The following is a 14,235-nucleotide window of genomic DNA, read 5'->3' as shown; positions in this document are numbered from 1 at the left end:
TTTTCAAAATCTTCGGAAAAAAGGGCAGGCATCATACCATCTGCGTCGCCCGCATAGGCTGAGCTTGGCTGTGCTAAAATTGCGTACTTTTACCGCCATGCTTTCAGCGCCTTAACCTTCGCTGAAACCTAAGGAAGCAGCCATTGCCATGACTGAACTGGCCAAAGAAATCCTGCCGGTCAATATTGAAGACGAGCTTAAACAGTCGTATCTGGACTACGCGATGAGCGTGATTGTCGGGCGTGCGCTGCCGGATGCCAGAGACGGCTTAAAGCCGGTGCACCGGCGCGTACTGTTTGCCATGAAGGAGCTTGGCAACGACTGGAACAAGCCGTACAAAAAATCCGCCCGCGTGGTCGGTGACGTAATCGGTAAATATCATCCGCACGGCGACAGCGCGGTGTATGACGCGATTGTGCGTATGGCGCAGCCGTTTTCGCTGCGTTACATGCTGGTGGACGGGCAGGGCAACTTTGGTTCGGTCGATGGCGACCCGCCAGCCGCCATGCGTTATACCGAAGTGCGCATGGCGAAAATCGCGCATGAGCTTTTGGCTGATCTGGATAAAGAAACCGTCGATTGGGTGCCCAACTACGACGGCACGGAACAAATCCCGGCGGTGATGCCAACGCGCGTACCGGCGCTTTTGGTCAACGGCTCATCGGGGATTGCCGTGGGCATGGCGACCAATATTCCGCCGCACAATCTGCGCGAGGTGATAGGCGGTGTGCTGGCCTTGCTGGATAACCCCGAACTTTCCGTCGAGGCGCTGATGCAGTTTGTGCCAGGGCCGGATTTCCCCACGGCGGGCATTATCAATGGCCGCGCCGGTATTGTTTCGGCTTATCGCACCGGGCGCGGCAGTATCAAGGTTCGCGCCAAAGCGCATGTCGAGGACATGGATAAAAGTGGCAGCCGCCAGCAAATCATCGTTAATGAGCTGCCTTATCAGGTCAATAAAGCGCGGCTGATTGAAAAAATCTCCGAACTGGTTAAAGAGAAAAAAATCGAAGGCATCAGCGAACTGCGCGACGAGTCCGACAAAGACGGCATGCGCATCGTGATTGAACTGCGCCGTGGCGAGTCCGGCGAAGTGATGCTGAATAACCTCTACGCGCAGACTCAGCTACAGGTCAGCTTCGGCATCAATATGGTCGCGCTGGTGGACGGCCAGCCGCGCACACTGGGGCTTAAGCCGCTGCTGGAAGTGTTTATCCGCCACCGCCGCGAAGTAGTCACCCGCCGCAGCCTTTATGAGCTGCGCAAAGCGCGTGAACGCGGGCATATTCTGGAAGGCCAGGCGGTGGCGCTTTCCAATATCGATGAGGTCATCGAGCTGATCAAGACCTCGCCCAGCCCGGCGGAGGCTAAAGAACGCCTGCTGGCGCGCGGATTTAAATCAACCGCCGTGCAAACGATGGCCGAACGCGCCGGCGCCCAAAGCTGCCGCCCGGACGATTTGCCCATCGAATACGGACTGCAAACGGACGGCCTGTACTGGCTATCGCCGGAACAGGCGCAAGCGATTTTGGAAATGCGCCTGCACCGCTTAACCGGTCTGGAACAGGATAAATTGCTCGCCGAATATCAGGAAATCCTGACCCTGATTGGTGAATTGCTGCGCATCTTGACCATTCCTGAGCGGCTTTTGGACGTTATCCGCGAAGAACTGGAAAAAATCCGCAGCGAATTTGGTGATGCGCGGCGCAGCGAAATTATCGCCAGCACCCTGGATTTAACCACGGCGGACTTGATTGCCGAAGAAGAGCGCGTCGTCACTATCTCGCACGGCGGCTACGCGAAAACCCAGCCGCTCGCCGATTATCAGGCGCAAAAACGCGGCGGCAAGGGCAAGTCTGCGAGCGGCGTTAAAGATGAGGATTGGATTGAGCATCTGCTGGTCGCCAACAGTCACGCGACCTTGCTGCTGTTTTCCAGCAAGGGCAAAGTCTATTGGCTGCGCACCTTTGAAATCCCCGAAGCCTCGCGCGGCGCGCGTGGGCGGCCTTTAGTCAATCTGCTGCCGCTGTCTGAAGGCGAGCGCATTACCGCATTACTGCAAATTGACCTCGCCAATCTTCCCGCAAGCGAAGCAGAGCCAGAAAACGAAGAACTGGATGAAGTGCTGGAGATTGAGGGCGAGGACGATACGGAAGATACCAGCGGCGTTCCCTGCATCTTTATGGCAACCGCGCAAGGCACGGTGAAAAAAACCCCGCTCGCGCAATTTGCCCGCCCGCGCAGCGCCGGATTGATTGCACTGCGTCTGGCCGAAGGCGACCGATTGATTGCCGCGGCGATAACCGATGGCAGTGAAGATGTGATGCTGTTTTCCGATGCCGGACGGGCGATGCGCTTTCCGGCCAATCGCGTGCGCAGCATGAGCCGCGTTGCCCGTGGCGTGCGCGGCATGCGCCTTGGCGAAGGCCAGCAATTGATTGCCATGCTGATACCGCAAAGCGGCGGGCAGATCCTCTGCGCGTCCGAGCGCGGCTACGGCAAGCGCACGCCGCTGGAAGACTATCCCAGCAAGCTAGGCCGTGGCGGGCAGGGAGTGATTGCCATGTCCACCGGCGAGCGCAATGGCAAGCTTATCGGTGCCGTGCAGGTGCAAGAGGGCGAGGAAATCATGCTGATTTCCGACCAGGGCACCTTGGTGCGCACCCCGGCCGACAGCGTGCGCAGCACCGGCCGCACCGCGCAGGGCGTTATCCTGATTAAACTCGCCGAAGGTGAAACCTTGGTGGGGCTGGAGCGTGTACAAGAGCCTTCCGTGGTCGAAGAAGACAGTATTGAAATCGCTGAAGAAAACAGCCATCCAGTGGCCGATAACGACGAGGAAAATCCATGAGCCGCGTGCATAACTTTTCCGCAGGTCCCGCCGCGCTGCCGACCGAAGTATTACAGCGCGCGCAGGCCGAATTGTTGGATTGGCAGGGGCGCGGTATCTCTGTGATGGAAATCAGCCACCGCAGCAAAGAGTTTATTGCGGTCGCCGAACAGGCCGAGGCGGATTTGCGCGAGCTGTTAGCAGTCCCCAGCCATTACCGCGTATTGTTCCTGCAAGGCGGCGCCACCCAGCAATTTGCCCAAGTGCCGCTTAATTTACTGGAAGATGGCGGACAGGCTGATTACATCGATACCGGCATCTGGTCGCGCAAAGCCATCAACGAAGCGGCGCGTTACGGCAAGGTGCATGTAGCGGCGAGCAGCAAAGCTTGCGACTATCACAGCATACTTAAGCAAAACGACTGGCAACTGTCGAAAAACGCCGCCTACTTGCACTATTGCAGCAATGAGACCATCGGCGGTCTGCAATTTGACTGGATACCGGATAGCGGCGAAGTACCGCTGGTTGCCGATATGTCATCGGACATCCTCTCGCGAGAGCTGGATGTTTCGCGCTTTGGCTTGATTTACGCCGGTGCGCAAAAAAATATCGGTCCTGCGGGTCTTGCCTTGGTGATTATTCGTGAGGATTTATTAGGGCGCGCCCGTCACGCTTGCCCGACGCTGCTTAACTACCAAATCGCCGCCGATAACGGCTCGATGTACAACACGCCGCCGACCTTTTCCTGGTATCTGGCCGGATTAGTGTTTGACTGGCTGAAACAACAAGGCGGCTTAAGCGCCATGCAGCAACGTAACCACGCGAAAAAAGACCTGCTTTATCAAGCCATTGATAACAGCGCCTTCTATCATAATGCGGTCGAAAGCAGCGCGCGCTCGTGGATGAACGTGCCTTTTCATCTGGCCGATAAACGCTTGGATCAAGCCTTTTTGCAAGGCGCGGAGGAACGTGGCCTGCTGGGCTTAAAAGGCCACCGCGCGGCAGGCGGCATGCGTGCTTCGCTGTATAACGCGGTCAGTCTCGAAGCGGTTCAGGCGTTGGTCGACTGGATGGACGAATTTGAGCGGGGGCACAGCCAATGAGCGCCGCCGAACAGCTTGCCGCGCTGCGCCTTCGCATTGACGCACTGGATGAAAAAATCCTCGAACTGATCAGCGAACGTGCACGCTGTGCGCAACAGGTCGCCAAGGTTAAAAAAGACGAAGGCGAGGCGGCCATGTTCTACCGCCCCGAGCGCGAGGCTTGGGTGCTCAAACACATCATGGAACTCAACCAAAGCCCGTTAAATAACGAAGACATGGCACGACTGTTTCGCGAAATCATGTCCTCCTGTCTTGCGTTGGAGCAAACGCTCAAAGTCGCCTTTTTAGGGCCGGAAGGCACCTTTACCCAAGCCGCGGCGCTAAAACACTTCGGTCACGCGGTAAAAAGCGCGCCAATGGCGGCGATTGATGAAGTGTTTCGCGAAGTGGCCGCAGGTGCAGTCAACTTTGGCGTAGTGCCGGTGGAAAACTCCACCGAAGGCGCGGTCAATCACACGCTAGACAGCTTTCTCGAACACGATTTGGTGATATGCGGCGAGGTGGAGCTGCGCATCCATCATCATTTATTGGTCGGCGAAACCACCAAAACCGACCGCATCACGCGGATTTATTCGCACGCGCAATCGCTGGCGCAGTGCCGCAAATGGCTGGATGCGCATTATCCCAATGTCGAGCGGGTGGCGGTTTCCAGCAATGCCGATGCCGCCAAACGGGTAAAAAGTGAATGGAATTCCGCCGCCATTGCCGGTGACATGGCCGCAAGCCTTTATGGATTGACCAGGCTGTTTGAAAAAATCGAAGACCGCCCGGACAACTCCACGCGCTTTTTAATTATCGGCAATCAACCGGTACCGCCGACCGGTGACGATAAAACCTCGATTATCGTCTCCATGCGCAATAAACCCGGTGCGTTGCATGAATTATTGCTGCCGTTTCATGCCAATTCAGTGGATTTAACCCGCATTGAAACCCGTCCGTCACGTAGCGGCAAATGGACTTATGTGTTTTTTATCGACTTTATCGGCCACCACCAAGACCCGCTGATAAAAGACGTGCTGGAAAAAATTCGCAGTGATGCCGTGGCACTGAAAGTGCTGGGGTCTTATCCAAAAGCTGTGCTGTAATGCAAGTACAGGATCGAAATACCATTGATGGAGTTAACTAACATGTTGATGCAATGTTCCATCCGCCTGCTGGCAGCTTCCCTTTGCGCTGCGCTGCTTGCGGGCTGCGTCGGCCCGCAACAACAAGGCGGTCAGCAACAAGGTCAAGGCACGAGTAATACCGTTAAATACGGTGCCATCGGCGCATTGGGCGGCGCGGTCGTAGGCGCGGCGAGCTCCAGCCGCAAAGACCGCGGCAAAGGCGCATTGATTGGTGCTACCGTCGGTGGTGCCGCCGGTGCCGGTTACGGCTACTACGTTGACCGTCAGGAAGCGGCGCTGCGGGCACAGATGCAAGGCAGCGGGGTAGGGGTCAACCGCCAGGGCGATGTGCTGCAACTGGTGATGCCCGATGTCACCTTTGCCACCAATTCCGCCAATATCGCCAGTGACTTCTACACACCGCTCAATCGCCTCGCCGACAATCTGCGCGAATTCGACCAAAACAGCATCGAAATAATCGGCCATACCGACAGCACCGGCAGCCGCGAGACCAATATGCGCCTGTCTGAACAACGCGCGCAGAGCGTGGCGGGCTACCTTAGCCGTCAGGGCATTCCAGCGCATCGACTGACCAGCTACGGAGTCGGCCCCGACCAGCCGGTCGCCAGTAATGTGAATGCTGCCGGACGTGCGCAAAACCGTCGGGTGGAAATCACTTTGCGGCCACTGCCGGGCAATTGATTGAAGCCGCCATTAGCACTCACCGCTGGCGAGCCTGCCGGTATTGGTGCGGATTTATGCCTGCAACTGGCAAGCACAAATCAATCCCGTCCGCTGGTCGTGCTCGCCAGTATTGAGCTACTGGCAAGCCGCGCCAAGCAGCTTGGGGCTCGTGTGCGTCTGCATCCAGTCGCCCCCGGCTACTTTCCGCAGCAAAGTGCGCCAGCGGGTAGTCTGTATGTTTGGGACTGCCCGCTGGCCGCGCCGGTAACAGCAGGGCAGCTTGATACGGCCAATGCGCCTTATGTGCTGGAAACGCTAAGTCGCGCGGTCGATGGCTGCCTTAACGGCACCTTTGCGGCAATGATTACCGCGCCAGTGCACAAAGGCATTATCAATCAGGCCGGGATTGCCTTTTCCGGCCACACCGAATTTCTCGCGCAGCGCTGCGGCTGTGAGCAAGTGGTGATGATGCTGGCCAGCGAAAAATTGCGTGTGGCACTGGTTACCACCCATCTGCCGCTGAAATCCGTTGCAGCAGCGATTACCCACGAGCGGCTTTTGCGCGTGGCGCGGATTTTACATGCAGACTTACGCGATAAATTCGGCATTGCCAAACCGCGTATTTTGGTCTGCGGCCTTAATCCGCATGCAGGGGAGGGCGGTCATCTGGGTTCTGAAGAAAACGAAATCATCACGCCCGCACTGGATATGCTGCACCGTGAAGGATTACAGCTAACCGGCCCATTGCCCGCGGATACCCTATTTACCCCCAAATACCTCGATCACTGCGACGCGGTGCTCGCCATGTATCACGACCAAGGCCTGCCGGTGCTCAAATACCAAGGCTTTGGCGCGGCAGTGAATGTCACCTTGGGATTGCCGATTATCCGCACTTCGGTAGACCACGGCACCGCGTTGGATTTGGCCGCTAGCGGCAAGGCCAGTGCCAGCAGTTTGCAGGTTGCGTTACAAGTCGCGCAGCAAATGACTGAACGACGAAAAAGCCACAGATGCTAAACTGCGCCGTTTTTAGTTGCCAATGACTCATGTCCCTCTACCCACACCGCGCCCGCAAACGCTTTGGTCAGAATTTTCTGCACGATGAGGCGATTATTTCGCGCATTGTCCGCTCAATTGCGCCAACGGCGGGCGAGCATCTACTGGAAATCGGCCCGGGGCAGGGCGCATTGACCGCAGAGCTTATCGCCAGTGGCGCACAACTGGATGCTGTCGAATTAGACCGCGACCTGATTGCTCCACTGCTACTGCGCTTTGGCCATCAGCCGAATTTCACCCTGCATCAAGCCGATGCGCTGAGTTTTGAACTGGCCAAAGTCAGTACTGAACAGAGCAAGCTGCGCGTGGTTGGCAATCTGCCTTACAACATTTCTACGCCATTGATTTTTCATCTGCTTGCATCAGTGCACCTGATTAAAGACATGCACTTTATGCTGCAAAAAGAAGTGGTTGAACGACTGGCGGCAAAGCCGGGTAGCGGCGATTGGGGGCGACTTTCGCTAATGGTGCAGTATTACTGCGAGGCGCAGTACCTGTTTACGGTGCCGCCTTCGGCCTTTCGCCCTGAGCCTAAAGTGGAATCAGCCATTGTCCGCTTAACACCCCACCTACAGTTGCCTCATCCGGCCAAGGATATTCGGCTGCTCGAACGCCTACTGCGCGAAGCCTTTGGTCAACGTCGCAAAATGCTGCGCAGCAGTCTGTCGCGCTTGCTGGATATAAACGCCATTGCCGCTGCCGAAGTGGATGCCAGTCTGCGCCCCGAGCAGTTGGACTTAGCCGCCTTTGTCCGTCTGGCCGACCAACTGGCGCAGCAAGGCGCATGACGCTCTATGCCGTAGGCGACCTGCAAGGCTGCCTTGCGCCTTTGCAATGCCTGCTCAAGCGCGTGAACTTTAATCCACAGCAGGACAAACTCTGGCTCACCGGCGATTTGGTCAACCGCGGCCCGAAATCACTGGAAACCTTACGCTTTCTCTATTCCATCCGTCATTCGATACAAACTGTGCTCGGCAATCACGACCTGCATTTGCTCGCCGTGGCACACAACCGGCGCAATCTAAAGCGCAGCGATACGCTGGATGAAATCCTGCGCGCGCCAGAGCGCGACGAACTGCTTGACTGGTTGCGCCAGCAAAAGCTGCTGCACCACGACGAGCAACGGGGATTGACCTTGGTGCATGCCGGTATCCCGCCGCAATGGTCGCTGAAAAAAGCGCTAAAACGCGCCGCCGAAGTCGAAACCGCATTGCGCGATGACCAGCAGCTACCCGCCTATCTGGACGGCCTTTACGGCAACGAACCCAACCAGTGGGATAAAAAACTAAAGGGCACGGCGCGGCTCAGGCTGATTACCAACTACTTCACGCGCATGCGTTTTTGCACGGCAGAAGGCAAGCTGGAACTTGCCACTAAAGAAAACGCGGGCAACGCTCCGGCGGGCTACGCGCCCTGGTTCAGCCACCGCAAGCGAAAAATGCGCGGAGAGTCCATCCTGTTTGGCCACTGGGCGGCGCTACAAGGGCGCTGCGACGAACCCGGCGTGCACGCACTGGATACCGGCTGCGTCTGGGGTGGTGCGATGACCTTGCTTAATCTGGACAGCGGTAAGCGGCTTAGCTGCGCCTGTTGAGAGGCGGTAATAAATACCTGCAATAGCCGTCAAATTTTGGCTACTCTGCCGTTGAAATACAGCAAGAGTTACAGCACCGGCGCGTAAATATTCGCTATATTGCAACACAGCACTTGCTTTTTAGCCCTATCTTTCCAACAAGTGAGGTTTGCTATGAGTATCTTTAGCCACTTCCAACAACGCTTTGAAGCAACCAGGCAAGAAGAGTACTCCCTACAGGAGTATCTGGATTTATGCAAATCAGACCCCAGTGCCTATGCCAGCGCCGCGCAGCGTATGCTGCTTGCCATTGGTGAGCCACAATTATTGGATACTTCGGCAGATTCCAGACTGTCGCGGATTTTTTCCAACAAGGTCATTCGCCGTTATCCCGCCTTTGCTGAATTTCACGGCATGGAAGATTGCATCGAACAAATTGTTGCCTTCTTTCGCCATGCCGCGCAGGGACTTGAAGAGAAAAAACAAATCCTTTATCTGCTAGGACCCGTCGGTGGTGGTAAATCGTCTTTGGCAGAAAAACTCAAACAACTGATGGAGCACGTACCTTTTTATGCGATCAAAGGCTCGCCGGTCTTTGAATCACCTTTGGGTTTATTTAATCCCAATGAAGATGCGGTTATTCTCGAAGAAGAATATGGTATTCCAAGGCGTTGTTTGCGTACTGCCATGTCGCCTTGGGCGAGTAAACGACTAACGGAATTTGGCGGCGACATCAGCAAGTTTCGCGTGGTTAAACTTTATCCATCCATTTTGCAACAAGTGGGTATTGCTAAAACCGAACCGGGCGATGAAAACAACCAGGATATTTCTTCTTTGGTAGGTAAAGTCGATATCCGCAAGTTGGAAGAGTTCCCGCAAAATGATGCCGATGCCTACAGCTATTCCGGTGCATTATGCCGCGCCAATCAAGGGTTGATGGAATTTGTGGAAATGTTTAAAGCACCCATTAAAGTGCTGCATCCACTGTTAACGGCAACCCAAGAAGGCAATTACAACAGCACCGAAGGATTGGGTGGCCTGCCGTTTTCCGGCATTATCCTCGCCCATTCCAATGAATCGGAATGGCACAGTTTCCGCAACAATAAGAATAATGAAGCCTTTATCGATCGTATTTATATTGTCAAAGTACCTTATTGCTTGCGCGTGACCGATGAAATCCATATTTATGAAAAACTGCTGCAAAGCAGTTCATTAACCGGTGCACACTGCGCACCGGATACCTTAAAAATGCTCGGGCAGTTCTCGGTACTTTCACGGTTGAAAGAGCCAGAAAACTCCAATGTCTACTCAAAAATGCGCGTCTATGACGGGGAAAATTTAAAAGACACCGATCCCAAAGCTAAATCCATACAGGAATACCGCGACAGCGCCGGAGTTGATGAAGGCATGAACGGACTGTCCACACGATTTGCTTTTAAAATATTGTCCAAGGTGTTTAACTTCGACCCACACGAAGTTGCCGCCAATCCGGTACATCTGTTATACGTGCTGGAACAACAGATTGAGCAAGAGCAGTTCCCCGCCGAACAACAAGAACGCTATATGCGCTATCTTAAAGAATATTTAGCACCGCGCTATGTTGAGTTTATTGGCAAGGAAATTCAAACCGCCTATCTCGAATCCTACAGTGAATACGGACAAAATATCTTTGACCGCTATGTGCTCTATGCCGATTTTTGGATTCAGGATCAAGAATACCGCGACCCGGAAACTGGGGAAATCTTAAGTCGTACCGCATTAAATGAAGAGTTGGAAAAAATCGAAAAACCCGCCGGTATCAGCAATCCTAAAGATTTTCGTAACGAGATAGTCAACTTTGTACTGCGTGCACGTGCCAACAATCAGGGGAAAAATCCGCCATGGCTCAGTTACGAAAAACTGCGCCTGGTTATTGAGAAAAAGATGTTCTCCAATACCGAAGACTTGCTGCCGGTTATTAGCTTTAATGCCAAAGCGAGCAAAGAGGAACAGAAAAAACACAGCGATTTTGTTGGTCGCATGGTTGAGCGCGGCTATACCGAGAAACAAGTGCGCCTGCTTTCCGAATGGTACCTGCGCGTACGTAAATCGCAATAATAGACCCATTAACGGTAGGTGCTGAAAAGCACCTACCGTCCTTGCCAGGAGAAGTCCATGAGTTATGTCATTGACCGGCGTCTAAACGGCAAGAATAAAAGCACCGTTAATCGTCAACGCTTTTTACAACGTTACCGCGAACATATTAAAAAAGCAGTGGATGAAGCCGTTAGCCATCGCTCAATTACCGATATGGAACATGGCGAACAAATCAGCATTCCAGCACGTGATATTGATGAACCTGTATTGCATCACGGTCAAGGTGGCAGGCAAATCACTGTGCATCCCGGCAATAAAGAGTTTATCGCCGGGGACAGCGTGCCGCGACCTGAGAGCGGTAGCGGTGCAGGCAGGGGAGGGCGAGCCAGTAACAGTGGCGAAGGCATGGATGATTTTGTCTTTCAAATTACCCAAGAAGAGTTCTTAAGTTTTTTATTTGAAGACCTTGAACTGCCCAATCTGGTTAAACGCCATTTGGCCGGTACAGACAGTTTTAAAACGGTTCGCGCGGGTATCAGTAATGAAGGCAATCCATCGCGCATCAATATTATCCGCAGCTTGCGCAGTGCTCATGCACGGCGTATTGCTTTAACCGGCAGTAGCCGTTCACGCCTTAAACAAGCCGAACAAGAGCTTGCTCGCCTACAACTACAAGAGCCAAACAACTTTAGCGATATCAAGGCTATTGAAGAAGAAATAGCAAAACTAAAAATACGCATCGGTAAAGTTCCTTTCCTGGATACCTTCGACTTAAAATACAACTTACTGATTAAACAACCCAATCCTACTTCACGCGCGGTAATGTTTTGTCTGATGGATGTTTCAGGCTCCATGACCCAAGCGACCAAGGACATTGCTAAACGCTTTTTTATTCTGCTCTACCTGTTTTTAAAGCGCAATTATGGACGAATAGAAGTAGTATTTATCCGCCACCATACCAGTGCCAAGGAAGTGGATGAAGAAGAATTCTTCTATTCAAGAGAAACCGGCGGAACCATAGTCTCCAGTGCATTAAAACTGATGCAGGAAATCATGCAAAAGCGTTATCCGGTCAATGAATGGAATATTTACGCCGCGCAAGCCTCCGATGGTGATAATTGGAATGATGATTCACCCCTGTGCTGTGAAATATTAAAGCAACAAATCATGCCTCAATTGCAATATTTTACCTATGTGGAAATTACCCCACGCGAACATCAAGCACTCTGGTTTGCTTATGAACAGGTACGTGATGCTTTTGCCGAGCGCTTTGCCCAACAGCAATTGGTCTCTGAGATCGATATTTACCCGGTATTTCGCCAGTTGTTCCAGCGCAAGCTTAGTTAATGATTAGGAGCAACCCATGAAAAGACAACCCATTTCTACCGACTCAGAATGGACGTTCGAGTTAATCCGCGCCTATGACCAAGAAATTGCCAAGTTGGCTGAAAAATACGCTCTGGACTGCTACCCCAATCAAATTGAAGTCATTACCGCTGAACAGATGATGGATGCCTACGCTTCCGTTGGCATGCCGCTGGGTTATCATCACTGGTCCTACGGCAAGCATTTTTTGCATACACAAAAAGGTTATCAGCGCGGACAGATGGGGCTGGCTTATGAAATAGTCATTAACTCCAATCCGTGCATTGCCTATTTAATGGAAGAAAACACCATCTGCATGCAAGCGCTGGTGATTGCCCATGCCTGTTACGGACACAACAGCTTTTTTAAAGGCAATTATCTGTTTCGCAGTTGGACCGATGCCGACTCCATTATTGATTATCTGCTGTTTGCCAGACAATATATTAATCAATGCGAAGAGCGTTACGGCATCAAAGCCGTAGAAGATTTACTGGACTCTTGCCATGCGCTAATGAACTACGGAGTAGACCGCTATAAGCGCCCTTCGCCCATTTCTGCCGAAGAAGAAAAACGGCGGCAAAAAGAACGTGAAGACCATGTGCAAAAACAAATCAATGACCTCTGGCGAACCATTCCAAAAGCGGCCTGCAAAAACACAGAAAACGAGGAAGACAAGCACTGGCCAGCCGAACCACAAGAAAATTTGCTTTATTTTATTGAAAAGCACGCGCCTTTATTAGAGCCTTGGCAACGTGAAGTGGTACGTATTGTGCGCAAAATGGCGCAATACTTTTACCCGCAACGGCAAACTCAAGTGATGAACGAAGGTTGGGCTTGTTTTTGGCACTATCGATTGATGAACGATTTGTACGATGCCGGTAAAGTTACTGACGGTTTTATGCTGGAGTTTTTGCAGGCGCATACCAGCGTTATCTATCAACCGCCCTTTGATAAGCCTTGGTACAGTGGTATCAATCCCTATGCCTTGGGTTTTGCCATTTACCGTGATATTGTGCGCATTTGTGAAAAGCCTGACGATGAAGATAAGCTCTGGTTTCCCGATATTGCGGGTAGCAACTGGTTGGAAACCATTAAATTCGCCATGAAAAGTTTCAAAGATGAAAGTTTTATTTTGCAATTTCTCTCGCCAAAAGTTATCCGCGAGCTGAAACTGTTTTCCGTACTGGATGATGAGCAGGAAGAAGAACTATTGATTAGCGCCATTCATGATGAAGCCGGTTACCGCGCCATCCGCGAAGCCTTGGCGGCGCAATACAACCTGGAAAGCCGCGAGCCGAATATCCAGGTTTGGAATGTTGACCGCCGTGGCGACCGTTCATTAACCTTGCGCCATCTTCAATATCAGGGCAGGCCGCTGGCCACATCCAGCACCGAAGTGCTTAAACATTTACACCGCTTATGGGGATTTGACATCCATTTGCAAAGTATCAAGGATGACCAACTGATGCAGACTCAGCATATGCCTCCACGCACAGAAGACGATTATCTACGATTGGAAGAATTTCTACCCGCCTCTTTGTTACCCGGACGAACTCACTGATGGCCTGGTTAAACCAAAAACTTCGCCAGCGCTTACTCGGCGCTTTTGTATTGACAGCGCTGGCCGTTATCTTTCTGCCCATGCTGCTTACTCAAGAGCAAGAACCCGCACAAGTACAGATTGAAATCCCTGATATGCCCAATATGCCTGCCATGCCGGAGATACGGGTAGAGACAACAACTGTGCCAGAGGCACAGATAATGGATGACGATACTGATATTACCTTAGACCAACTCATGTCGGCTGACGACGAATCGGATGCGGCACAAGAGCTTGTCGCTAATGAGGGCAATTCCCCGCTTGTTGCCGAAACCAGTGAATCGCAAGCAGAGCCTGCGATTGAGAAAACCACAGATCCTCTCTCTGATAAAAGCAATGCGCCGCTTGTTGCCAAAGTACCTGACACACCTGTAGCACCCACAGGCAAAACCACTGAATCGCCCGCCAAGCCTGTGGTGAAGGAAACGCCAGTGGCTTCCAATCAATCTCCAACACGGCGCTTGGATAGCGCAAACCTGCCCATTTCCTGGTCGATCCAATTGGCCAGCCTAAAAAATCACGGCAATGCCGAAAAACTGCGCGACGACTTGCGCCGCAAAGGTTACAACGCCTATATCCGCTCAGCAGACGGCATGAGTAAAGTTTTGGTAGGCCCATTAATAGACCTCAACGCAGCGAACCATCTGCGCAGTGAACTGGAAATCAAACAGCAGCTAAAGGGCTTTGTTACTCGCTTTACGCCGTAATCCGTCATTCACAAGATAAGATATTGTTTTATTATAATTCACTACTTCGCATAAGGGAGGGTTACGTTGAATGCGGCAGGGATAATGTGCGTCCCTGCCGCATTTAATGTAACCCGGATTATGCGAGGCCGTCCC

11 protein-coding genes are annotated in these 14,235 nt (G+C 52.7%); all 11 read left to right on the top strand.

What is annotated here, in order from left to right; translation table 11 throughout:
- The first annotated feature begins 148 nt into the window (after positions 1 to 148).
- The 11 genes from gyrA to AXE65_RS07695 all read left to right on the top strand — a co-directional run bounded on the left by gyrA (position 149) and on the right by AXE65_RS07695 (position 14,100).
- Positions 149 to 2,851 carry a DNA gyrase subunit A gene (gyrA, locus tag AXE65_RS07745; RefSeq protein WP_068390440.1) on the top strand — a complete coding sequence of 901 codons (2,703 nt, stop codon included), beginning with the start codon at positions 149 to 151 and terminating at the stop codon, positions 2,849 to 2,851.
- Entirely contained in the window at positions 2,848 to 3,933 is a 1,086-nt protein-coding gene (serC, locus tag AXE65_RS07740; RefSeq protein ID WP_068390438.1) for a 3-phosphoserine/phosphohydroxythreonine transaminase, read from the top strand. The genes gyrA and serC overlap by 4 nt, the downstream gene beginning before the upstream one ends.
- Positions 3,930 to 5,018, top strand: a complete 1,089-nt coding sequence (gene pheA / locus AXE65_RS07735) for a prephenate dehydratase (protein ID WP_068390435.1) — start codon at positions 3,930 to 3,932, stop codon at positions 5,016 to 5,018. The genes serC and pheA overlap by 4 nt, the downstream gene beginning before the upstream one ends.
- A 42-nt stretch (positions 5,019 to 5,060) precedes the next feature.
- Positions 5,061 to 5,741 carry a YiaD family glycine zipper/OmpA-like lipoprotein gene (locus AXE65_RS07730; protein ID WP_338061938.1) on the top strand — a complete coding sequence of 227 codons (681 nt, stop codon included), beginning with the start codon at positions 5,061 to 5,063 and terminating at the stop codon, positions 5,739 to 5,741.
- A complete protein-coding gene (gene pdxA, locus AXE65_RS07725) occupies positions 5,742 to 6,740 on the top strand; it encodes a 4-hydroxythreonine-4-phosphate dehydrogenase PdxA (RefSeq protein ID WP_068390432.1) in 999 nt (332 codons plus the stop codon).
- Between the two features lie 29 nt (positions 6,741 to 6,769).
- Positions 6,770 to 7,567, top strand: coding sequence for a 16S rRNA (adenine(1518)-N(6)/adenine(1519)-N(6))-dimethyltransferase RsmA (gene rsmA / locus AXE65_RS07720; protein ID WP_068390430.1), 798 nt, complete (start codon positions 6,770 to 6,772; stop codon positions 7,565 to 7,567).
- Positions 7,564 to 8,373 (top strand): symmetrical bis(5'-nucleosyl)-tetraphosphatase, encoded by an 810-nt coding sequence (locus AXE65_RS07715; protein ID WP_068390427.1) that lies wholly within the window; start codon positions 7,564 to 7,566, stop codon positions 8,371 to 8,373. The genes rsmA and AXE65_RS07715 overlap by 4 nt, the downstream gene beginning before the upstream one ends.
- Before the next feature lie 153 nt (positions 8,374 to 8,526).
- Positions 8,527 to 10,449 carry a PrkA family serine protein kinase gene (locus tag AXE65_RS07710; RefSeq protein WP_068390424.1) on the top strand — a complete coding sequence of 641 codons (1,923 nt, stop codon included), beginning with the start codon at positions 8,527 to 8,529 and terminating at the stop codon, positions 10,447 to 10,449.
- A gap of 57 nt (positions 10,450 to 10,506) precedes the next feature.
- Entirely contained in the window at positions 10,507 to 11,775 is a 1,269-nt protein-coding gene (locus AXE65_RS07705) for a YeaH/YhbH family protein (RefSeq protein WP_068390422.1), read from the top strand.
- 16 nt (positions 11,776 to 11,791) lie between these two features.
- Positions 11,792 to 13,354 (top strand): SpoVR family protein, encoded by a 1,563-nt coding sequence (locus AXE65_RS07700; RefSeq protein WP_068390419.1) that lies wholly within the window; start codon positions 11,792 to 11,794, stop codon positions 13,352 to 13,354.
- 50 nt (positions 13,355 to 13,404) lie between these two features.
- Positions 13,405 to 14,100, top strand: a complete 696-nt coding sequence (locus AXE65_RS07695) for an SPOR domain-containing protein (protein ID WP_160330606.1) — start codon at positions 13,405 to 13,407, stop codon at positions 14,098 to 14,100.
- Positions 14,101 to 14,235 lie beyond the last annotated feature (135 nt).

The organism is Ventosimonas gracilis (genome assembly GCF_001580025.1).
Taxonomy (GTDB): Bacteria; Pseudomonadota; Gammaproteobacteria; order Pseudomonadales; family Pseudomonadaceae; genus Ventosimonas; species Ventosimonas gracilis.
The sequence above is the reverse complement of the archived record's forward strand: the minus strand, read 5'-3'. Positions and strand labels throughout refer to the sequence as shown.

Excerpts from the sequence above, each read along its gene's own strand:
- AXE65_RS07715 (WP_068390427.1), top strand. The coding sequence starts at position 7,564 with ATGACGCTCTATGCCGTAGGCGACCTGCAAGGCTGCCTTGCGCCTTTG.
- AXE65_RS07730 (WP_338061938.1), top strand. The coding sequence starts at position 5,061 with ATGTTGATGCAATGTTCCATCCGCCTGCTGGCAGCTTCCCTTTGCGCT.
- pheA (WP_068390435.1), top strand. The coding sequence starts at position 3,930 with ATGAGCGCCGCCGAACAGCTTGCCGCGCTGCGCCTTCGCATTGACGCA.
- gyrA (WP_068390440.1), top strand. The coding sequence starts at position 149 with ATGACTGAACTGGCCAAAGAAATCCTGCCGGTCAATATTGAAGACGAG.
- rsmA (WP_068390430.1), top strand. The coding sequence starts at position 6,770 with ATGTCCCTCTACCCACACCGCGCCCGCAAACGCTTTGGTCAGAATTTT.
- AXE65_RS07705 (WP_068390422.1), top strand. The coding sequence starts at position 10,507 with ATGAGTTATGTCATTGACCGGCGTCTAAACGGCAAGAATAAAAGCACC.
- serC (WP_068390438.1), top strand. The coding sequence starts at position 2,848 with ATGAGCCGCGTGCATAACTTTTCCGCAGGTCCCGCCGCGCTGCCGACC.
- AXE65_RS07700 (WP_068390419.1), top strand. The coding sequence starts at position 11,792 with ATGAAAAGACAACCCATTTCTACCGACTCAGAATGGACGTTCGAGTTA.
- AXE65_RS07710 (WP_068390424.1), top strand. The coding sequence starts at position 8,527 with ATGAGTATCTTTAGCCACTTCCAACAACGCTTTGAAGCAACCAGGCAA.